Here is a 19886-nt window from a genome sequence, read left to right as displayed (position 1 = left end):
ATGGATCTGCAGCTCAACGGGCTGACCGCCCTTGTGACCGGAGGAACCAAGGGAATCGGCCGCGCGATTGTGGAGACGTTCGCGGCGGAGGGAGCCAATGTCGCATTCTGCGCCAGGACCGCTGCCGACGTCGAAGCGACCTGCGACGCGGTGGGCAGGGATCTTGGGGGCGGCTTAGGCGCTGGGGCTCGCCTGGACACTGTGGTGGGCACCGCCGTCGACGTCGGTGATGGTGGCGCAGTGGCGCGCTGGGTGAGCGATACGGCGACCAGGTTCGGCGGCATCGACATGGTGGTCAGCAACGTCAGCGCGCTGGCGATCCCCGATACCGAGGAAAACTGGGACGCCTCCCTGAACGTCGATCTCATGGGTACGGTGCGCCTGGTCAAGGCTGCACTGCCGCACCTTGAGCAGAGCAAGTCGCCGTCAATTACCGCCGTCTCGAGCGTCTCCGGCAGGGAGGTGGACTTCGCCTCAGGGCCTTATGGCACAGTGAAGTCGGCGATCATCGCGTACATGGCCGGCCTTGCCTTCCAGCTTGCCGAACAGGGCATCCGCGCCAACACAGTCTCACCCGGGAACACCTATCATCCCGGCGGGGTGTGGGAGCAGATCGAGCAGGGCAACCCGGAACTGTTCAGCATGGCGATGGGCCTGAACCCCACCCACCGGATGGGCACGCCGCAGGAAATCGCGGACACGGTGGTGTTCATCGCCAGCCCGAAGTCGAGCCGGACCACGGGTGCCAACGTACTCGTGGACGGTGGACTGAGCCGCGGGATCCAGTTCTAGGGCGCTTGGACCGTTGGGTGCCGGGCCGGATTCCCCAACTCTTGCCGGGAAAGCTGCGTTTCATCCGCGTGTTGAACGGCGACACGCGGGATGGGAGCTAGTAGTTGGGGAATCCGGTCCGCTACACCGGGCAACGCCCCAGGGTTTCCTCCGGACCATGAGCGGCGTAGAGTCGCCCGCATGGCTGGCACACTGACACGTCCCCGTAACGGCAAACTCATCGCAGGAGTCTGCGCGGCTCTCGCATCCGGTTTCGGCCTGCCCAAGTGGTTGGTCCGGCTCGGATTCATTATCTTTGGGCTGGTGGGCATCGGCGAGCTGGTCTACATCATTCTGTGGATTGTGCTGCCCAAGTCCGACCGCTGATTACGGTTGCCGCTTAGCGGTTCACACTTGAGAGGCACGCTGGCCGCTGTCGGTTGCGCGCATGGCCGTGGCATCCAATTTGGCTGCGCGCCAGAGGTTGATCGCCAGCAGGATGGTCACCGGCGTCCAGATGGCGCGCTCTACCCGTGAAGGCGAGGCCGCGTTCAGTATGGTTCCCACCGCCATCAGGGCACTCGTGCCGTACATGAACCGGGAGCGGATCGATGTAGGTGCCAGGCGTGTTCCCGCGACGCCTGCCAGTCCCGTATAGATCGCAGCAGCGACGGCGCTGCTGATGCGGAGATTTTGCGGCAGGACGCCCGAATGGGCACCTCCGTATGCTGCTCTGCCCCACGGCGCGCCCGCAGCCAGGAGTGTCTGGAAGCAGCCGACAACCACCAGCAGAGCCGCTGCGATTTTGCCTGGTCGGCTGGCGGGACGATGTTCTACTTTGCTGCGGATCATGGGAGTTCCTTACGTAGTGGCAAGCAAATCCGGTTATTCAGAGTGCGACTGGCGCAAGTGGGATGGTTGAGGCATCCGCCCCCTTGATGGGCAGATACAGCACCATTATGGCTGTATCTTCCGCTGGTAGATCACCGCTAGAACCCGGGAAGTAAGGCCCGGCGCAGGGTATCCAGGCCCACCGATCCCAGGTTCAGTGCTTCAGTGTGGAAGGCACGGAGATCGAATGTATCGCCGTCGGTCTGCTGGCGGATAGCGCGGATTTCTTGCCAGACCCGCTGCCCTACCTTGTAGGACGACGCCTGGCCCGGCCATCCGAGGTAGCGGGTGAACTCAAACTCGAGCGCTCCCTCGGAAATATCGAGGTGCCGGGTGAGGAACTCGTAGCCTTTCTCTGGGGTCCAGGTCCCGCTGCCCCACTGCTCGGGAACGTCCAGCTCGAGGTGCACCCCGAGATCGAAGACAACCCGGGCTGCGCGCATCCGCTGCATGTCCAGCATCCCCATATAGTCACCGGGATCAGCGAGATAGCCCAGCTCCAGCATCAACTGTTCGGCATACAGTGCCCAGCCCTCGCCGTGGCCGGAGACCCAACAGGCGTGGCGCCGCCAGTTGTTCAGCAGCTCCCTCTGGTAGGTCGCCGTTCCGTACTGCAGGTGATGCCCGGGCACCCCCTCGTGGTAAACGGTGCTGGTTTCGGCCCAGGTGGTGAACTCGTCCTCGCCGGGCGGGATGGACCACCACATACGCCCGGGGCGGCTGAAGTCATCGGAGGGAACGGAGTAGTAGATCACGCCCTCCTGGGTGGGCGCGATCATGCATTCCAGGCGGTCCATGGGTGCCGGAATGTCGAAGTGCACCCCGGCGAGGTCAGCCAGGGCCTGGTCCGCTGTAGCCTGCATCCATTGCTTCAGGGCAGCGGAGCCCTTGAGCTGACGGGCGGGTTCCGCGTTCAGGATCGCCTTGGCTTCCTCGATCGTGGCGCCGGGCTTGATCCGGCCGGCCACCTCCACCTGTTCGGCAATCAGCCGGTCGAGCTCAGCCACTGCCCAGGCATAGGTTTCGTCGAGGTTGACGGCGGCGCCCAGGAAGCGCCGCGAGCACAGCTCGTAGTAGGCGCGCCCGACGGCGTCTTTCTCCGGCGCTGTCGGCAGCAGTTCGGTTTCGAGGAAATCCGCGAAATCTACGTACGCTGCTGCGGCGCCTGCTGCGCCGCGTTCGAGCCGGCTCCGGGTCCCGGCGTCGAGTTCGTTGTCCTTGATCTCCGCCTCCGCTGCCAGGGACTTGAAGTAGCCATTGTCTTTGGCATGCTCGCGCGATTGCCAGACGACGGCGTTGATTTGCCGGGCAGCCGCGACGTGGCCTTCATCGCGGCTCTTTCGCAGTGAGGCAATATACCCGTCCAGGGCGCCACTCACATTTTCGAGTCTTTCGGCGATGCGCTCCCAGTCTTCGGCCGTCTCTGTGGGCATGAGATCGAAGACGTTCCGGATCAGCTGGGACGGGCACTCAATGTTGTTCAGTTCGGTGATACCGGTGGCGAGGAACTCCAGTTCCAGACCCAACCGCTCACGCATGGCGTCCAGAGTCACTCCGTCGACGTCGTCGACCGGGTTGAGGTCTTCCAGCCTGGCTAGTGTCTTCTGAATCGCCTGTGCAAAGACCTGATGTCCGGCGGGGGAGTAGTCGAAGAACCCGCTGCCGTAAGCCGGGATCCCGAGGGCGGCGGCAAGCTCCGGCTTGAGCTCCAGCAGCTTCAGGAAGAAGGCGTCCGCGACGTCGTCAATGGCGGTCCGGGCGCGCCGAACGGGGGCCAGGGCATCGGTCATGGCCCCACACTATCCATTTTCCGGAGCCGGACGAAGCATGGTCAGGGGCGTATCTCAGAGCAACTTTCGCAACAGTTTCCGTTTGAGCGCACCGAAGGGCGGGTAGGCAAGCCGGAGGGTGTCCACCGCCGTCGGCTTGGAAAAGACCGGCTGCAGGTGGCTGAACGTGTCGAAGGACTGGCGGCCGTGGTAGCTGCCGGTCCCGCTCGCGCCCACACCGCCGAAGGGCAGCCCGGGCACCGCAAGTTGGATGGTGCAGACGTTGTGCGCGATGCCGCCGGCCTGCACCTGCTCAGTGAAAGCGTCGAGGTGCTCGTCCCGGTCGCTGAACAGGTAGGCGGCGAGCGGGTGGGGGCGCTCGCCGATGAAGCGGATCGCGTCGTCGAGGTCTTCCACTTCGAGGATGGGCAGCAGCGGACCGAAAATTTCCTCCTGCATGAGCGGTGAGGCGGGGTCGACGTCGCGCAGGATGGTCGGTTCGATGTACCGCTCCGACCGGTTGTACTTTCCGCCGGCGACCACGGTTCCGTCGTCCAGGAGCGTCACCAGCCGGTCAAAGTGGTGGTCGTTAATGATTCGCCCATAGTCACCGGAGGTCTGCGGATCGCTGCCGTAGAACTCCCGGACTGCCTCCGAAAGTGCCAGCGCCAGCGCGGGGGCGGCAGCCGGCGTCGTCAATATGTAGTCCGGTGCCACGCACGTCTGGGCGGCGTTCATGAATTTGCCGTAGGCAATGCGGCGGGCGGCGGCCTTGAGATCACCACCGACGACGACGGCGGGAGACTTCCCTCCCAGCTCCAGCGTCACCGGTGTGAGGTGCTCGGCGGCCGTTTTCATGACGATCTTGCCGACGCGCTCGCCGCCGGTGTAGAAGATGTGATCGAAGGGTTGGGCGAGGAGATCGGTGCTCACGTCCACACCGCCTTCGACGACGGTCACGGCGGATCGGTCGAGGTACTGGGGAACGAGTTCGGCGAGCACGCTCGAGGTGGCCAGTGCCAGTTCGCTGGGTTTGAGGACCGCCGTGTTGCCAGCCGCGAGCGCGCCGACCAGCGGCGCCAGGACCAGCTGCAACGGGTAGTTCCAGGGTCCGATGATGAGCACGGTGCCCAGCGGCCGGGGTTGGGTCCAGGCCTTCGCCGGTTGCAGGCCGAGCGGCACGCTGACCTTCGCGGGCGCCATCCAGCGGTCAAGGTGCTTCAACGCGAAATCCGTCTCCGCACGAACCACAGCGACCTCGGAGATGAAGGCCTCCGTGCGGCTCTTGCCGAGGTCTTTCTCGAGCGCATCGGTGAGCGCGTTTTCCCGTTCGGTGAGCAGCTGCAGGAGCGCCTGCAGCTGTTCCCTGCGCCACTCGGCCGGCCGGGTTGCACCGGTGTGAAAGTACTGTTTGTGGTCTGCGAGCAGGTCGGCGGCGCTCATCGGCGGGTCTCCTCGTTGGCTGAAGGGGCCGGCCGCCCGGTGAAGTGGTCCATTGAGCTGTACACCTTGAAGACGCGGTCGGCGACGAAGTCCCAGACCGGCTGCGGCAGGACGTTGCGGAGGGTTCCGGCGAGCTGCACGGTCCAGGGCAGTTGGACGCGGGCCTTGCCGGCCAGCGTTGCGCGCCAGGCTTTGTCCACCACATACTCCGGTTCCATGAGCGGGGTCAGTAGCGGCCCGCGCGCTCCCTCGAACATGCCGGTCTTGATGTAGCTGGGGATGAGGGTTGTGACGGCAATAGGGTGGCCGGTGGAAGCGAGCTCGAGGCGTAGGGAATCGCTCCAGCCGATGACGGCCCATTTCGACGCCGCGTATACGCTCATGCGGGGGACCGAGAGCGTGCCGGAGGCTGAGGCCACGTTCAGGATCCGCGCGGGTGTTCCGCGTTCCATCATCGCCGGCAGGAACGTACGGGTGACGTGCATGGGTCCGCCGGTATTGATGCGCAGGGTGAGATCGATATCGGAGTGGTGGTCGTGTTCCCAGAAGTATTTCCCGCGCACAATCCCGGCGTTGTTGATCAGGACATCCGGGGTGCCGACGTCGTTCAGAACCGACTGGGCTGCAGCGGTGATCGACTCCACCGAGGCAACATCGACCACATTGGTGTGAACCGTCGTCGTGCTTGAGGTAAGGCTGGTTGCGACGTTCTGGAGGGCGGTTTCGTCAATATCCCACAGCACGACGGCGGCTGCCCCTTCGCGCACGGCGCGTTCGGCATAGAGCTTTCCCATGCCCATTCCGGCGCCGGTAATCAGGACGGTGCGTCCGCGGACGGTGAATGCCAAGGCGGGTTCCTCTCGCGTGGTGACCGGGGGCCAGCGTGCAGCGGTTGTGGATCAGTAGTGGTCGCGGGCCTGCAACACGACGACATACGTATCAGTCACGAGGTAGACCAGGCGATGTGCCTCATCGATTCGTCTGGACCAGGCTCCCGACAGGATGTGCTTGAGTGGCTCGGGTTTGCCAGTGCCGGTGAACGGGTCGCGCAAGACATCCTGAATCAGCAGATTGATTCGCTTCAGCGTCTTTCTGTCCTGGCCTTGCCAGTAGGTGTAGTCTTCCCACCCGTCCCGGTCGAATGCGAGCTGTCGGCTCACGCGTCGTGGAGTTCGTGAGTCTCGAACTCCCCGCGTCGGGCACGTTCCAGGGAGGCGAGCAGCCGCTCAGCACCTTTCGTATGCCGCAACAGGTAAGCAGTTTCAGTGATCGCGTCGTAATCGTCTTTGGACATGATGACGGCGTTACCGTGCTTAGACACGACTTCGACCGGAGCGTGGTCCTCATTCACCTGCTGGATGAGTCCAAACAGGTTGCGACGAGCGTCTGTTGCGGTGATTGCGGACATTGGTCGGCTCCTTGCAAGTGGTACATGAAAGCGTACCACTTCTTCGAGGGGAATGAGGCGTGCACAACTTTTCCAGATGCACATAGCACCGACCGTCATCTCCTGACTAATTGTCATATTTGATAAGATGTTTGCATGGCTAATGACCATGCAAACCACTCGCGTGGCAATCCAAACGATGCTGGCCAGTCCCGCGAGCAGGACCACAGAGAGCCGTCCTTAGGTTTGTCTCCTGTGCGTGGCGACCTGCATCCCGATCTTCAGAAGGTCCTCGAGTCAGCAGCCAAGCTCCAGCAGCTTGTCCCCGATGCGGTGCTTGTTGGCGGCAGCGCCGCCGCCGTATACGCCGGACACCGTGCTTCCTACGACCACGATCATGTCCTCGCCGGGCTGCGAGAGAATTTCGACGTCCTCCTCGACGCCCTGGAGACCGACGACGGCTGGGCGACTAACCGGGTCACCTACGGAAAGATCATCTTGGGTGAGCTCGGGGGCATCGAAACCGGTCTTCGGCAGTTGATTCGTCTCCGCCCACTCGAAGTGACAGAGGTGCAGGTCGCATCTGGCGCCTCGGTGAGGGTCCCCACGCGGGATGAAACCCTACGGATCAAAGCGTTCCTCATCACCCGCAGAAACCAGACGAGGGACTATCTTGACGTGGCAGCACTGGCCGAAACGATGGGGGTTGAGCATGCCGCCGAGGTTCTCAACGGCATGGACGAGTACTACGCCGACCAGAACCGGGACGGTGCGGCAGTGAGATCGCAGGTGGTTCGCCAACTATCCGCGCCCTCACCCAAGGATTCCCGGACCACTAAGCAGCTCGACTCCTACAAAGGTTTGGTGAGTCGGTGGCAGGATTGGGGCGCCACGGTGGAGACCTGCCAGACACTCGCCGAACAGATGGTTCTTCGAGGGGAGGCGTGATGCTGAAGTTTCGCAATCTGAATATCGATCCCGAGGCACCCGTCGATCAGTGGGGGTTCGAGGGTCTGCTCGCAGCGGTCGAACGTGGCGACATCCGGGACTGGCGCCGTATCGCTGAAGCCGTCATGGCGAGCCCTCGCGGGAAAGCGGCAGCAGAACTTAAAGAAGTATTGGCCGCAACGGAGAGTCCAGCCATGTCTGCGCTGTTTTCGCGCATCCTCCGGCATTCAGTGCGGGACGCCGAGGATGCCGAGCGCCAGGAGGTCACGCAGGACCTTGCCGCGTACTTGACGCGCAGCGGTCTGACTCGGGCGGAGTTCGCTCAGCAACTCGGCACGTCGCCGTCGCGGTTGTCCACCTATCTCACCGGGAAAGTGGTGCCGTCGGCAGTGATGATGGTCAGGGCCCGGAGGCTGGTTGAGCGCCGCTAGGCGCGCGGTCGCCCCGAGAGCCGCGCGTGTTCGTCTGGGGTGATCGCAAGAAGCGATCCGTGGCGCGCAAGCGGCGGCAGGACGGCGTCGTGCAGGTGCTTCCAATGGCGCAGCTCCGGGTCAGCGGCTTCGAACAGGTGATAACCGCTGAGGCCGAATTCGTCGATCAGCAGCAGCGGGGCTGAACCATCGGAAGGCAGGACGACGGCGGGACCCTCACCCTGCCTGATGTCGCCTTTGCCGGCGGCTACTACCCAGGGCTCGAAGTCCGGGTCGAGCAGGCTGCTGCCGCGTTCGATGAAGACGAAAGCGTCCTGCTCGGGGCTGCCGGCGGGCCGGGAGGTCGCGGAGAAGCGGTACCACCAGTCGCCCACCTGCAGGAAGGTCACGTCGATGACGGACTTGCCGAGGTCCAGGTACAGCACGGGGGCGCTGAAGCTGGTGAAGTCGGCCGTCTCGGTGACGAACATGCGCTGGTAGTCACTCCCTTCCTCGCCGGTGCCCGGGAGGGAGGATGCGAAGAACACCAGCCAGGCGTCGCGCTCCTCGGACCAGAAGGCTTTCGGCGCCCAGGCGTTGCCGGCGTCCTCGCGTGCGATGGGGACGGGCCGCGGCCCCGACCATGTGATGAGGTCATCGGACTCCCAGACAAGGATTGACCTGCTGCCGCGGTGCTCGGCGCGGTCCCAGTCGCGGTCGGTTGCCACTCGCAGGTCGGTGGCGAGGACCACGAACTTGTCCCGGGTGTGGTCGCGGAAGATGAACGGGTCGCGGGCTCCGCGCTCGCCGACGTCGCTGGTCAGGACAGGGGCGCCGTCGTTCAGGGCGATCCATCTCCTGGCATCCGGGCCGGCATTCACCGCGAAGCGGACCTGCTCGCCGTCCTCCTCCGTCTCGGGAGTGAAGTAGGCGAAGAGCCAGCGCTGGGAGGCAGCGCCGTCGTCGTAGTTGGCTGGATCGGCGGAAGCGGGGCTAGGGGAAGTCACGCGGAACAGTCTGTCAGACGCTGAGCAGCCTGCCGTGGGGAACTGCTCATCGGCGGAGCACTGGGAGGTGAGCTTGGAACTGGCTACCGCAGGTTCTCGCTCATGGGATGTATCGATGGTTGGCTGGGCGCGCTGCTGCTCAGGTGGATGACCCCGTTTTTCGCCGCAAAGATGACCACCTGCACTCGATCCCGGACCTTCCATTTGGCCATGATCCGGCCAAGGTGCGTCTTGACCGTGGCTTCAGCGAGGTGAAGCTCACGTGCCGTTTCCGCGTTCGACATCCCCTGCCCCAGAAGTTGAACGATCTTCGTCTCCCGGGGAGTCAATGCTTCGACTGACGCCGGTGCCACTGGCGTCAGCTCCTGCGGGAGTTCCGGGGCATCGCGAATTGAGGAGATGAGTGCTTCAGTGACATTGCGTGAGAGAACGCAGCCGCCATCGTGGACTGCCCTGATGGCATCGATGATTTCCTCAGGTTCCGCATCCTTCACCAGGTAACCCGATGCGCCCGCCCTGAGCGCGGGAACCAGGTAACGCTCGGATGAGAAGGTTGTCACCGCGATGACCCGCACCCCGGGCGATGTCTGAACAATCTTCCGCGTAGCCTCGACACCGTTCATGATCGGCATCTGCATGTCCATGAGAACCACATCGGGTTTAAGGGAAACGCACTGCTGGACGGCAATGTGCCCGTCAGATGCCTCGCCGACGGTTGTCATGCCATCTGCCGCATTGACGAACATTTTCAGTGCCCGACCCATCAGCGGCTGATCATCCACCACGAGAACCCGGATCTCTTCCACACCGGGCAGTCTATCGTCGTCCCGGTCGGAGCAGTATGCGACAAAAGTAGGACGCAAGCAGAGACGATAGGGGCCTGCCCTTCCTCCCGGGCTGAGCCAATGATCGAAGTGGTTGCACTGCCACCGCGTGCATCATCGAAGCAGCTGCCTGGGGGACCCATGAAAACCGCATCCATTGCTCTTGCTTTATCCCTACTTTCCGCAGGAACCGCGTCAGGTGGTCCGAGCATTTCGCACACGTTGACCATGGACGATGCAATCGTGCAGAGTGCCCCGGATTCGGTTTCACCAGCTGGGCTGGGCGACGGTATGCGCCGCTACCTTTGCCGATTTGTCGACTGGTGTTGAGTTCGCCGCGGCCATAGGCGCCGAGGCTGAGGGCAGAGTGGTCATAATAGGGGAATGAAAAGGTCGGAAGCGCCTCCCCTCTCCGTCCGGAAGTTTGGGGAACAGCTTGTCGGCCGAGGCCAGGAAGCGGGGGTGAACGCCCCACGCGCTGAAGGCTTTTGGGATGCGCGACGCACGCCGGCGCTTGTCAACATCCTCGTCATCTTGATAGCGCTCGTGTCAGCTTCCTCAGATTTGATCCTCATCCTGCAGGAACAGTCGTCGCTGCCGTCGGCAGCCCTGCCCACCCTCGTCTGGTCGACGCTCGGAGTGTGTCTCCTGGCCTGGCGTTCCACTTTCAGCGCGGCGGTTTTCATTCCGGCCGGGTTCATGTGCATCTTCACCGAGAATGCCACCTATGCCGCATTGGGCTTCAGCATCATTGGCGGCTTTGTCGCCGCGACAGCTGCCCGACGGTTTCTTGTCAGCTACGCGTCGATATTCGGCCTGTGGTGCGTGGTGGTCGCCGTGGCGTTGCCGCGCGAAATGCCTTTCCTGATCGCCTATGTACTGCTCTTTGCCATCGGGTTCACCACTGGACTCTACTTCCGCCGTGCAACATCGAGGGCCGAGCAGCATCTGCGTAACCTCGCGCTTCGTGAACAGCACGAGCAAGAGGCAATATGCGCGGAAAGGCAGCGGATCGCGCGGGAACTGCACGACGTCGTCGCCCATGGACTGACCATCGTCGCCATGCATGCGCGGGTTCTCCGCGGCTCAGTCACGGAGGCCGAGCGCAGGGAATCCCAGGATGTCATCGGCGATGCCGCGCGCCAGACCCTGGTGGACCTGCGGCGGATGCTGCAGGTCCTTCATGGGCCGGATTGGGATTCGGCCAGTTCAGAGGCGGATGATCCTGCGGTCACCCTGGAAGGCCAACTACGGAACGTCGTCGGCACTATGCGCACAATGGGGATCACTGTCACCGTTGACGTACCCGAGCAATTGCGCCTGCCGCGCAGCATCGAACTCGCGCTGATTCGCATCACCCAGGAATCCACCACCAACATCCTCAAACATGCCGGTACCTCCACCTCCGTGTCGATCTCCATCACCGAGGGTGAGCATGGCGTTGTCCTGGTTGTCAGCAACACTCCACCACGGGACGCACGGCCAATGACCTTGCCGGGATCCGGGATCGGGCTCGTGGGCATGAAGGAGCGGGCAACGCTGTTCGACGGCACCCTCTTTGCAGGTCCCGACGCCGGCGGCTGGACTGTGCGCGCGTCACTGCCTCACGCCTGAGGGCACTTCTGAGCACCCGGCTGTCGCCTACCCGGTGTGCTTCTTTGGTCGTACAAGATCAACACCTTTGACCGATACCCGCGGGTTCCTCCCGTTGCAAGGATGAGGTCTTGAAGGACGGATAGGCCCACGCCTTCGGTGCTGTACCCGATTGGTCGGTAGAGATCCGCAATCCTTCCCGAAGGAGGTGAACAATATGCTCTCAACTCTTGGACGTACCGAAGCAAAGCACTTTACCGGCGAGAACGCAGTGGCGCCCGGCGGGTGGTGCTGCTCTTGCTGCTGCTGGTGCTGGGCTTCGATTTTCTAGAAACCACCACACAGGCGGTGTGGGTGGTGCCGGACTTCGCAGGTGGCGTCACCCACACCAACACCTACACCCATCCGCTCACTACGAGGAACGGTTACCTCATGACTATCGCGACTCTGACGAACGTATCGAAACGCTATCCGGGAATTGACCGGCCAGCGCTGGAGAACCTGAGTCTGAGCATTATGCCGGGCAGCATTGTTGTCCTTGTCGGCGCGAACGGCTCCGGGAAAACAACGGCGATGGAAATCCTCTCAGGCCTTCGGGAAGCAGATTCGGGGAGCGTCGTCATCAACGGACGCAAGGTTGTCCCGGGCGGACAACACCGATATGACATCGGGGTCCAGCTGCAGGAAGGGGGACTTCCGCAACGCCTCAAAGTCAAGGAAGCCGTGAGGTCTGTATCTGCGCTGTACCAGGATCCGGGACCAGTCGACTCGATCCTGCATCAGCTTGGGTTGACCGACCGGATGAACCAGATGGTGGACCGCCTTTCCGGAGGATGGCAGCGGCGCCTGGATATCGCTCTCGCCTGTGTCGGACGACCGCAGCTGCTCATACTGGATGAACCTTCCAGTGGGCTCGACCCGATGGCGCGTGCCGAAATGTGGGAGTTCCTCCGTAGTCTGCGATCGCGCGGCACAGCTGTTCTCGCTTCCACCCACGACCTCACCGAAGCTGAAGCGTTCGCTGACCGCCTTCTCCTGCTCCACCAAGGGAAACTGCTACTGGACGGTACGGTGCCGCAGGTTCTGGCCTCCGCCGGCGGGGAGTGGCGGATACGGCTGACCGAAGCCAGTGACCAGACCGAAGCCTTCCTCAGGAACCGTGGCGAACGCCCGCTGCGGCAAGGGGAAAACATCAGCGTGGTCGGTGAGCGGCACCACCTCGAGCGGCTTTCCAGGGACATTGACCTGGAGCGGGCGGCGGGCGGCCTCTCGTATTCGGATCTGTTGAGCGGCCCGATCCGCCTGGAAGATGTCTACGCCTACGCGGCGAACCTCACCCCTACTGCCTCGACGAGTGGAGGATCATCATGACTCGCAAACTCACGGACCTGCCAGGCCGGGGTGTCTTGCCCACAGCGCAGGCCCCCGAACGCGGTGACGTGGAAGGGCCGCAACCGTCGGTACCCCGCGGCATCACTGCCCAGCGGGCACCAGCCGGGCGCATGCTCTGGGCTTGGCTGCGTCAGGAGCTGACCCTGCTGCTCCGCGAACCAGTTGCAGTGTTCTTCTCGTTGGCATTCCCGCTGGTGATCTATGTCTTCATCGGCATCCCGTACGCCAGCGAGACCCTGCCGAACGGTGCACGCTTCATCGACGTGATGTTCCCGGCGCTGGTCGGCACGGTCGCCGCAAATCTCCTGCTCATGGGATTACCGATCTATCTGTCCGAATTGCGCATGCGTTCAGTGATCCGGCGCTACCGGGTGCTGCCCCTGCCCGGGTGGCTGTTCGCCTCGGCAACCCTGCTGTCCATGCTGACCTTGGTTGTCGCCGCCTGTGCCGTAATCACAGGGATTATCGCAGTCCAGCACGGGCTGCTTCCGGCGGCCGCCAGTTGGCGCTTCATCGCGCTGGCTCTCGGCCTGATCGCCTGGCTCAGCGCCCTCGGTTTCCTTCTCGGTACCCTCCCCGTGGGGTCCCGCACCATCCAGGCCTTGAGCGCCGTCGTCTTCTTTGTCATGTTCTTCGGCTCCGGCGCTGCAGCGCCAGTTGACGGCTTGCCCCAACTGCTGCAGGACGTCCTCGAATGGAACCCGCTGAAACAGTGGTTCGACGTGATGACCGGTGTATATGCCGGTATCGAGGTGACATCCACCCAATGGATGCGCCTGTGGGCAGCGTTGCCGCTCACCCTGGGCAGCGTAATACTCGGGCTCCGCTTCTGGAAGCGCGCGTAGACCCTTGATCAAGCACCGGATACTCAGCCAGGAGGCATCATGAAGCACACCGTCTACAACCACGAAATTCCCTGGGCGCCCGTTTCTCAAAGCCACGAACGCGACGCCGCGTTGCAGGACATGCTGGCGGTCTATAGTCCGTTCGGACAGATCCGCAATGTACTGACCACCTTCCGCTCCGGCCTCGGCACTGGCGGATTCCAGGGATCCGCCAGTCCCTTCTCGCTTGACCATACGTTCCGCCGCATGCTGGGACTCGGCGCGCTGAACGCCGGCCTGGACCGCGATATCTACGGCGGGGGCAAGGGGCTCACTCTCTTTGACTCTGTGGCTTCCTCTCTGGGTGAGGCGATTGAGCGCATGCTGGGTTCCTTCTCCTCGATGACCCAGCTGGGCCCCGAAGACAAGGTGATGGCAACAGCACGCCAGATGCAGGATCGGGGCCTCAAATTTGTCAGCCCGGAGGACTACAGCCTGTTCACAGAAGAGCAGCTCAGCGCGGAAGGGTTCCGCTGCGAACGGTGGACGTGGGACACCTCGCTGGCGTGGAACCGCGGTACCAACCTGCTGACCGGGGAGGATCACTGGGTGCCTGCCCAGCTGGTTCATCTCTTCTACATCTCTGAGCCAGGCGAGGCCCGCATCGGAGCATCCAGCTCAGGTGGACTGGCCACCCATGTCAATGACGAGGAGGCCCTCAGCCACGGCCTCCTCGAAGTTCTGGAGCGCGACGCCGTCAACCTCTCCTGGTTCTGCAAGGTGCCGTTGACAAAGCTGACAGTCGACCGTGCCTTCAACGACCCCCGCATCAACAGCTGGCTTGCGGACGCGGAACGTGCTGGAGTCACGATGGATTTCTACCTCCACCGGCTGGATCTGGATGGCATCTACGTGGTCACGGCGATCACCTGGGACGAGGGCCTCAAAGAGAACGCCTACATGGCCGGCGGCGGCGTTGGTCTGACCATCGATCAGGCGGTACGCAGCGCACTGAGCGAAGTAGTTCAGGCAGAGCGCATGGTTCGCACACCGCTGCTGGCTGCCGAGTGGGAGCTGGCAATGGGGTTCAGCCGGATGTTCGGCATCGACCGGGACGCCAAGCCGCAGGATTTTAAGAACTTCATTCAGGTGGTGCCGTATTACGGGTACCAGGAAAATCAGCCGAAACTTGACTGGTACTTCCGATCGCCCAACCAGCCCACCGTCCTGCTGTCGGATCTGCCGGTCGAGAGACCGGTTAGCGAGTACAACGCGATCCTCGACCTGTTCAGCACTCATGGGCTAACGCCCATTGCGTTTGACCTGACGCCCGAAGGATTCGACAAGGTACGGCTGCGGAAGGTCTTTGTGCCTGAAGTGGTGCCTGCCTTCCCTCCGAACCTGCCCATGCTCGGTCATTCCCGATACCGCCACCTCCGTCAGAAGCTCGGACTCCAGTCCACCGACTGGACCCTCGCGGACATGCCCTCCGACCCACTGCCCTACCCCTAAGCAAGGACAACCCCATGGATCCCACAGGAACCACAGAAGCCGCCCAGCACGGCCTGACGCAGACAGCACGTCAGGCGGCTGCTTCACCCTGGCTCATCGCCGCAATCATCGCCCTGAGCCTGAAAGCGCCCCTCATCGTCATCGGCGTGCTGAACCCGCAGGGCATCTCGGGAATAGTGCCGCCGACGGCGGTGGGCCCCGGTCTGTTCCTGACCCTCGCCTTCCTTGGATCCAGCATTGTCTTCCTTGCCCTGCGGTCCTGGTTCGGCGTGATTTCCACCGGCGCCTACGGACTCTATTCCTCCATCGGTGGTGCCCTCCTGCTGAACCAGTACCCGTGGTGGGCGGCGGCGATCATGCTGACGAGTGTCGGAGCGCTCGCCTTCACGGTGCTGGCCGTCCGGTCCGGCACCTTTGGCCGGCGATCTTCCAGCGGTTCCTAACCTCCCGAGAACGGTCCGTATTTTTACTTACAAGGAGCAACCATGACCGACACCATCACTACCGAACCCCTGCAGGAATCTGCTGACATCCCGTCTGAGAATGATGCGCCGCGGTTGGTCATCAACCCGGCCGTCGCCATCATCCGCTGTTCAGATAACGAGGTCTTTGTCCGCCACGGGTCGCGTTCCAGCAGCACCCACCGGATCGAGGACACCAAGAACCGCCGGCAGCTCGCCAACTACACCGAAGCGTTCACTTCGCCCGTCACAGCGGAGGAAGCCGCGGCCATCAGCGGGCTTGACCCACAGACGGCTGCCGAGTTCACCAGGCATCTGCTGGATGGCAAGGCACTGATCACAGAGGCGGCAAGCGATTACGGGTATCTGGTGGCGGGGATGGGAGTCGACAAGGCTCCGCCGCCCGCCGCCGTCGTCGTTATTGGGGAAGGCAGGGTGGCGGCCGCGATTGCCCGCCAACTTAGTGATCTGCTGGCGCACGACGTGCCTGTAGTGGACGGGCTGACCGAGTCCTTCGAATCCAGCGACCTGGTGATTGTTGCGTCTGATTCGCTCAATCCCGGCCTGTTCTACGATGCGGATGAAGCCGCCATGGAGACCGGCACACCGTGGCAGCTTGTCTATGTCGATGGCGGAGAGGCGATGGTGGGACCCACCTTTGTGCCGGGGATCACCGTCAGCTACTACGATCTCGACACCATGGACGAGGCGGGCCGGACCATGCGGATGGACTACCAGTTCATGAAGACTGCCGCGCCGTCGATTCCCGCGACGGCCGAAGTGCCGCTGGCGGTGGCAGATCTTGCGGCCTCCTACGCTTCCTTCGCCGTGCTCCAGCACCTGACCGGGAAGGGCAGCTTTTTGGAGAACCACGTGCTCAGGATCGATGTGGAACGTCTGCATATCATCCGCGACCGTGTGATTCGCCTGGCGCGTACCCCGCGTGACATCGCCAGCCGCGACGACCTCCGCCACCCATTCCTCTAACCTGAGTCCGAGGAGCACACCATGATCACCCGACCGGATGACCAGCTGCGCCGCATGCTGGAACAAACTCTCGTTCCACCGACCACAGTGACCGAGCTTGACCCGGACACCATCGACGCAACCACCAGCCGGATAGGTTCCGTGGCCGGGTCCCTGGCCGAGTCATATCAGCTGAATTCGCAGCATACGTTGGCAAGTTACACCCGACTGCCCGACGACGATACCCGCGCCACGGTGCGGAAGTTCTACTTCGAAACCACGCTCAATGCCTTCAACCGGCTACATGAGCAGGACACCAGATGGACCCTGCACGCGAGCGAGCTGCCGGCGCGCCTCCAGCAGCTGCTCAGTCCAATGTGGAGCAACCCTGCGGTGGTCGATTCCCTGTACGCACTGGACGCGTTGGTGCTGATCGACGGCGCACTCTGGCGCTGTGTGCCGGGAGCGCCTGGATTCCTGTTGGAAAAGACCTGGGAGAGCGTTCATCAGCACTCGCTACAGTCGGCCGTTCCGGATCAGAATCTGGCGGCCAGCGACGGGCTGATCTTCGTGGTGGGGCACCTTGCCCGGTCATCCTATCTTTCGGGCGACCGCGCGGTACGCAGCGTCGGCTTGACGGCGGGAGTGCTTACCGGCGCGATCTTCGCGGCCGGAGCAAATCCTGCTGTGGCGATCAGGGTAGGGATTATCGAGAATTTCATCGACGCGACGGCGAACAAAGCGCTCGGATGCGACGGCGTCGAGCGGTCCCTGGTGGCGATCCTGAACCTGCGGGCGGCAACGGAACCGGCCGCGACCCGGCCCACCGCCCATGCCGACGGCGAGGCCTCCTCCCCGCCAGCCCGCCCGGAGCCATCGCCGGAGGCTGCAGAACCGGAAAGCCAGGTGGCCGGCCCCAGCGCCGAGGCACTGGAGGTGGCAGCCCAGTTCGACAGCCTCGCCGTGAGCGACCGCAAGGCAGTCAACGAGGCCCTCGCCGCAACAGCCGACGTACTGGAATCAGGTGTGTCTGCAACCTTGCAGCGGGTAACGCACCGCATCTTTGAGCGTTCCGTGCAGGAGTTTTTCACAGCCGAGCAGAGCAGCACGCAGTTGCCGGAGGAGCTGGTGCGCTTTACGAGGGCGGACGCCGCGGGCATCCCGCTTCCCGAAGTGGTGGAGGCTCCGGAAGCGACGCTGGCCGAAGCGCTGCAGTTGCGTCGCTCGGTTCGAAGCTATGAGAACGTTCCGATGGGCCTGGACGAACTGGCCGGGCTCCTTCGATTGGCTGCCGGTAGTACCGGAACCGAGGACGGCTATGGGGTCCGCGGCATGCCCAAGTTCCCCTACCCAAGCATCGGCGGACTGGACAGCAACGAACTCGGCCTGATCATCAGCCGGGTTGAGGGTGTGGTCCCGGGGTACTACGTCTATGACAAGGTGGGCCACGCCCTGGTCCCACGTCTCAAGGGCGACCTTCGGCTGTCGCTGGTGACTGCCACCTTCGAATCTGAATGGCTCTTCTACGCGCCCGTGGTGTTGGCACTGGTCAATGACCAGAAAAAGGTCTCCTGGAAGTACAAGACGCGCGGATACCGGATTTCCCACTTGGATCAGGGAGCGCTTATGCAGAACCTTGGGCTCTCGGCTGCGGCGCTTGGGCTTGGTTCATGTGCTGTGGCCGGCTACTTCGATGAGGTGTTGAACCGTGTGCTCGGGTACGAGGGCCAGGACGCATTCGTTGCTGCGTTGATGGCGATTGGACGTCCCAACAGGCTCAGTCACGGCGGCTGAGGATGAGCGGAGTGCTGGCAGTCGCACTGGGTGTTTTCATCGCAGTTGCATTGAGCGTGGCTGCCTGCAGCGTCCGTCTGTCCTGGCGTCGCCACATTGTGGTGGCCGCGCCGGTGACCCTTGGATTGGCAAGCCTGGCCGGAGCCTGGGTTCTGCTCTCTACCCTGGAAGAACCGGGCGGGAACATCGCGGATCCAACAGCGCTGGTCACCTCCTGGGCGTTCGGAGGGGCTCTGAACAATCCGTGGGCAACAGCCGGAGTGCTGCTGGCCTGCGCAGGCGGCGCTCGCGTGGCCTTCTGGGCGGAATCGCTCATCCTGCGGGGGCTCAGCATGCTGAGGAAGCCGCGCAGCGGGGCCCTGCCCGCAGAATTGCTGGCGTTGAACCTTCCGGAGCGGGCCGAGACAATGAGCGAGATCAGCCGGACCGCCGCACGGCCGGGACGCTACTGGTCGGTGTCCCTGCTGACCGTCGTCGGAGAAGAATCATTGTTCCGGGTGGCTATGCCCGTTGCGTTTGTCCTGCTGGGTTTCCCTGTCTGGGTTGCCCTTGTGGTGCCTGCCGGACTGTATGCGGCCAACCACATCGGGTTTGGTCTGGCCACGGTGCTCGGGAAATTCCTCTTCGGAATCCTGCTGGGGTGCGGAGCTTGGGCGGCGGGTGCACTCCTGGTTTCGGCTCCGATTCATCTCCTATACCAGAGCTGGGTCCGCCGGCAGTTTGTCACCACTAGGCCAAGTCGCGTCGAAGCCAAGGAGAAAGTGAAATGAACCCGCTTGCAGTTCCCCGTCAGCAGCCGGACGGACGGGCCAAGGCTGATGATGCGCCCGTCCAGCCAATCGCGATTGACGCGTCAGTGGGAATCGGCGGATACCGGAACTCCCTGATGGATCCGCTGGATCGGGCTACGTCTGCCATTCTTCGCTTCTGGGCCGAGCACGAATTGACCGGGGTCCGCATAGAGAGTTCCACCTGGGAGGAGCTTGCCCTGCTGCGCGGACTTCTCCTCACTCGGGGAACCGAGGAGCAGCCTCTTCCCCAGATCACCGGCGGAGGCCCCACTCTGGTGGATACGACACCGAGGTCGGAACGGGACTATTGGGTGGGAGATTCACGCTCAATTGCTGCGGCGGTTGAGACGGCGGTTGCGCATCACACCGGCTGGGTCAACGTGCGTGCGCAGGGCACTTCGGTGTCGCGGAAGATCATCGAAGCCGCTCACGCACGGGACCTCCGGGTCTGCTATCGCGGGCCCTGGGGTGGAACGGATGACCTGCGCTCTGGCGACCATATTCCCTCGGTGGCGGATCTGATTCGTGAAGGAATTGAGGGACCAGTCGAGATACTGCATCGGTGGGCGGACGCCGGATCACTCGGGGTTGATCGGGCTCGGCTGATTGATGCAAGGGGTGTATCGGTGGGCACCGAACTCCTGGCGCTGAGGCGATCAGTGTTCTTGCGGGAGGCCCTGGAAGCTCCCTTCCTGGAGGAGCTTGAACCTGTGCTTCCTCATGCCGCGTACATTCGGCAGATGAAGCGACCAGGGGGATATCTGGTCGGTAAACGGCAGCTACGTCAGCACGCCGGGTTGATCGAGCCAACCAGGGATGACGCAGCCCGGGCAGAGGATGGGTGGGCCAACCTGCTATTGACAGTGGGGCAGGTGCCGGAGCCGCTGATTCCCGCTACCCGATCTCCACAGTTGACGCTGCTTCCCGGATATTCGTGGCGTGAGGAGTGCAGCATCCTGCGGCACGCAGGAGTTATTGACCCACAACTGAAGGGGGCCACGCTCTTCGCAACCGGCCAGTGAGGGTGAGGGGCCGCGCGCTTGGACTGCACGAAGGACTTCCCCCAACCGCTTCGCAGACTGCCGCTGTTGCCACGCAGTTAA

21 protein-coding genes are annotated in these 19886 nt (G+C 63.2%); 13 read left to right on the top strand and 8 right to left on the bottom strand.

The features are described 5' to 3' along the window. Together ABFX19_RS03370 and ABFX19_RS03365 are read left to right on the top strand one after the other, a co-directional pair. Positions 1 to 792, top strand: a complete 792-nt coding sequence (locus tag ABFX19_RS03370; protein ID WP_346027462.1) for an SDR family NAD(P)-dependent oxidoreductase — start codon at positions 1 to 3, stop codon at positions 790 to 792. Positions 793 to 972: 180 nt separating this feature from the next. Then, positions 973 to 1158: a PspC domain-containing protein gene (locus tag ABFX19_RS03365; RefSeq protein ID WP_277359491.1), complete on the top strand. Its 186-nt coding sequence runs from the start codon at positions 973 to 975 to the stop codon at positions 1156 to 1158. 21 nt (positions 1159 to 1179) lie between these two features. On the opposite strand, the gene ABFX19_RS03360 is transcribed toward ABFX19_RS03365, so the two are convergent. From ABFX19_RS03360 to ABFX19_RS03335, 6 genes are all read right to left on the bottom strand, one after another. Next, entirely contained in the window at positions 1180 to 1623 is a 444-nt protein-coding gene (locus ABFX19_RS03360) for a hypothetical protein (protein WP_346027461.1), read from the bottom strand. A 137-nt stretch (positions 1624 to 1760) separates the two neighbouring features. Next, positions 1761 to 3452, bottom strand: coding sequence for a DUF885 domain-containing protein (locus ABFX19_RS03355; RefSeq protein ID WP_346027460.1), 1692 nt, complete (start codon positions 3450 to 3452; stop codon positions 1761 to 1763). 54 nt (positions 3453 to 3506) lie between these two features. Further along, entirely contained in the window at positions 3507 to 4874 is a 1368-nt protein-coding gene (locus ABFX19_RS03350; protein WP_346027459.1) for an aldehyde dehydrogenase family protein, read from the bottom strand. Next, the gene (locus tag ABFX19_RS03345; protein WP_346027458.1) at positions 4871 to 5722 is read right to left on the bottom strand and encodes an SDR family NAD(P)-dependent oxidoreductase; all 852 of its coding nucleotides are present in this window, start codon (positions 5720 to 5722) and stop codon (positions 4871 to 4873) included. Before ABFX19_RS03345 ends, ABFX19_RS03350 begins: the two co-directional genes overlap by 4 nt. Positions 5723 to 5773: 51 nt before the next feature. Further along, positions 5774 to 6034, bottom strand: a complete 261-nt coding sequence (locus tag ABFX19_RS03340; RefSeq protein WP_346027457.1) for a Txe/YoeB family addiction module toxin — start codon at positions 6032 to 6034, stop codon at positions 5774 to 5776. Beyond that, positions 6031 to 6282 (bottom strand): type II toxin-antitoxin system Phd/YefM family antitoxin, encoded by a 252-nt coding sequence (locus tag ABFX19_RS03335; protein WP_277359499.1) that lies wholly within the window; start codon positions 6280 to 6282, stop codon positions 6031 to 6033. Before ABFX19_RS03335 ends, ABFX19_RS03340 begins: the two co-directional genes overlap by 4 nt. 135 nt (positions 6283 to 6417) lie before the next feature. On the opposite strand from ABFX19_RS03335, the gene ABFX19_RS03330 reads away from it, so the two are divergent. Further along, positions 6418 to 7209 (top strand): nucleotidyl transferase AbiEii/AbiGii toxin family protein, encoded by a 792-nt coding sequence (locus ABFX19_RS03330; RefSeq protein ID WP_346027456.1) that lies wholly within the window; start codon positions 6418 to 6420, stop codon positions 7207 to 7209. Beyond that, on the top strand, positions 7209 to 7640 hold the full coding sequence (locus ABFX19_RS03325; protein WP_346027455.1) for a helix-turn-helix domain-containing protein: 432 nt from the start codon (positions 7209 to 7211) through the stop codon (positions 7638 to 7640). Before ABFX19_RS03330 ends, ABFX19_RS03325 begins: the two co-directional genes overlap by 1 nt. Here ABFX19_RS03325 and ABFX19_RS03320 read toward each other — a convergent pair. Together ABFX19_RS03320 and ABFX19_RS03315 are read right to left on the bottom strand one after the other, a co-directional pair. Further along, a complete protein-coding gene (locus tag ABFX19_RS03320) occupies positions 7637 to 8626 on the bottom strand; it encodes a glycoside hydrolase family 43 protein (RefSeq protein ID WP_346027454.1) in 990 nt (329 codons plus the stop codon). The genes ABFX19_RS03325 and ABFX19_RS03320 overlap by 4 nt on opposite strands. A gap of 83 nt (positions 8627 to 8709) precedes the next feature. After that, positions 8710 to 9432, bottom strand: a complete 723-nt coding sequence (locus ABFX19_RS03315; protein WP_346027453.1) for a response regulator — start codon at positions 9430 to 9432, stop codon at positions 8710 to 8712. A 480-nt stretch (positions 9433 to 9912) separates the two neighbouring features. Between ABFX19_RS03315 and ABFX19_RS03310 the strand changes: the two genes are divergently transcribed. The 9 genes from ABFX19_RS03310 (at position 9913) to ABFX19_RS03270 (ending at position 19805) form a co-directional block, all read left to right on the top strand. Further along, positions 9913 to 11064, top strand: a complete 1152-nt coding sequence (locus tag ABFX19_RS03310; RefSeq protein ID WP_346027452.1) for a sensor histidine kinase — start codon at positions 9913 to 9915, stop codon at positions 11062 to 11064. A gap of 264 nt (positions 11065 to 11328) precedes the next feature. Next, positions 11329 to 12414, top strand: a complete 1086-nt coding sequence (locus ABFX19_RS03305; protein ID WP_346027451.1) for an ABC transporter ATP-binding protein — start codon at positions 11329 to 11331, stop codon at positions 12412 to 12414. Beyond that, complete coding sequence (locus tag ABFX19_RS03300) at positions 12411 to 13280, top strand: ABC transporter permease (RefSeq protein ID WP_346027450.1); 870 nt, start codon at positions 12411 to 12413, stop codon at positions 13278 to 13280. The genes ABFX19_RS03305 and ABFX19_RS03300 overlap by 4 nt, the downstream gene beginning before the upstream one ends. Before the next feature lie 39 nt (positions 13281 to 13319). Next, positions 13320 to 14771: a YcaO-like family protein gene (locus ABFX19_RS03295; RefSeq protein ID WP_346027449.1), complete on the top strand. Its 1452-nt coding sequence runs from the start codon at positions 13320 to 13322 to the stop codon at positions 14769 to 14771. Between the two features lie 14 nt (positions 14772 to 14785). Beyond that, entirely contained in the window at positions 14786 to 15214 is a 429-nt protein-coding gene (locus ABFX19_RS03290; protein WP_346027448.1) for a hypothetical protein, read from the top strand. 42 nt (positions 15215 to 15256) lie between these two features. Next, positions 15257 to 16219, top strand: a complete 963-nt coding sequence (locus tag ABFX19_RS03285; protein WP_346027447.1) for a hypothetical protein — start codon at positions 15257 to 15259, stop codon at positions 16217 to 16219. A 21-nt stretch (positions 16220 to 16240) separates the two neighbouring features. Next, positions 16241 to 17992 (top strand): SagB family peptide dehydrogenase, encoded by a 1752-nt coding sequence (locus ABFX19_RS03280; protein WP_346027446.1) that lies wholly within the window; start codon positions 16241 to 16243, stop codon positions 17990 to 17992. A gap of 11 nt (positions 17993 to 18003) precedes the next feature. Continuing rightward, on the top strand, positions 18004 to 18762 hold the full coding sequence (locus tag ABFX19_RS03275) for a CPBP family intramembrane glutamic endopeptidase (protein WP_346027445.1): 759 nt from the start codon (positions 18004 to 18006) through the stop codon (positions 18760 to 18762). Beyond that, positions 18759 to 19805 (top strand): hypothetical protein, encoded by a 1047-nt coding sequence (locus ABFX19_RS03270; RefSeq protein ID WP_346027444.1) that lies wholly within the window; start codon positions 18759 to 18761, stop codon positions 19803 to 19805. Before ABFX19_RS03275 ends, ABFX19_RS03270 begins: the two co-directional genes overlap by 4 nt. Positions 19806 to 19886: the final 81 nt, after the last annotated feature.

Origin of the sequence: Arthrobacter parietis (assembly GCF_039530425.1) — a bacterium.
Taxonomy (GTDB): domain Bacteria; phylum Actinomycetota; class Actinomycetes; order Actinomycetales; family Micrococcaceae; genus Arthrobacter_D; species Arthrobacter_D parietis.
Note: the sequence above shows the minus strand (reverse complement) of the source record. Positions and strands in the feature narration are given on the sequence as shown.

Bases quoted from the DNA above. Each gene is read 5' to 3' on its own strand.
- ABFX19_RS03350 (WP_346027459.1), bottom strand. From the start codon at position 4,874: ATGAGCGCCGCCGACCTGCTCGCAGACCACAAACAGTACTTTCACACC.
- ABFX19_RS03355 (WP_346027460.1), bottom strand. From the start codon at position 3,452: ATGACCGATGCCCTGGCCCCCGTTCGGCGCGCCCGGACCGCCATTGAC.
- ABFX19_RS03270 (WP_346027444.1), top strand. From the start codon at position 18,759: ATGAACCCGCTTGCAGTTCCCCGTCAGCAGCCGGACGGACGGGCCAAG.
- ABFX19_RS03295 (WP_346027449.1), top strand. From the start codon at position 13,320: ATGAAGCACACCGTCTACAACCACGAAATTCCCTGGGCGCCCGTTTCT.
- ABFX19_RS03285 (WP_346027447.1), top strand. From the start codon at position 15,257: ATGACCGACACCATCACTACCGAACCCCTGCAGGAATCTGCTGACATC.
- ABFX19_RS03325 (WP_346027455.1), top strand. From the start codon at position 7,209: ATGCTGAAGTTTCGCAATCTGAATATCGATCCCGAGGCACCCGTCGAT.
- ABFX19_RS03370 (WP_346027462.1), top strand. From the start codon at position 1: ATGGATCTGCAGCTCAACGGGCTGACCGCCCTTGTGACCGGAGGAACC.
- ABFX19_RS03300 (WP_346027450.1), top strand. From the start codon at position 12,411: ATGACTCGCAAACTCACGGACCTGCCAGGCCGGGGTGTCTTGCCCACA.
- ABFX19_RS03290 (WP_346027448.1), top strand. From the start codon at position 14,786: ATGGATCCCACAGGAACCACAGAAGCCGCCCAGCACGGCCTGACGCAG.
- ABFX19_RS03335 (WP_277359499.1), bottom strand. From the start codon at position 6,282: ATGTCCGCAATCACCGCAACAGACGCTCGTCGCAACCTGTTTGGACTC.
- ABFX19_RS03330 (WP_346027456.1), top strand. From the start codon at position 6,418: ATGGCTAATGACCATGCAAACCACTCGCGTGGCAATCCAAACGATGCT.
- ABFX19_RS03360 (WP_346027461.1), bottom strand. From the start codon at position 1,623: ATGATCCGCAGCAAAGTAGAACATCGTCCCGCCAGCCGACCAGGCAAA.
- ABFX19_RS03365 (WP_277359491.1), top strand. From the start codon at position 973: ATGGCTGGCACACTGACACGTCCCCGTAACGGCAAACTCATCGCAGGA.
- ABFX19_RS03280 (WP_346027446.1), top strand. From the start codon at position 16,241: ATGATCACCCGACCGGATGACCAGCTGCGCCGCATGCTGGAACAAACT.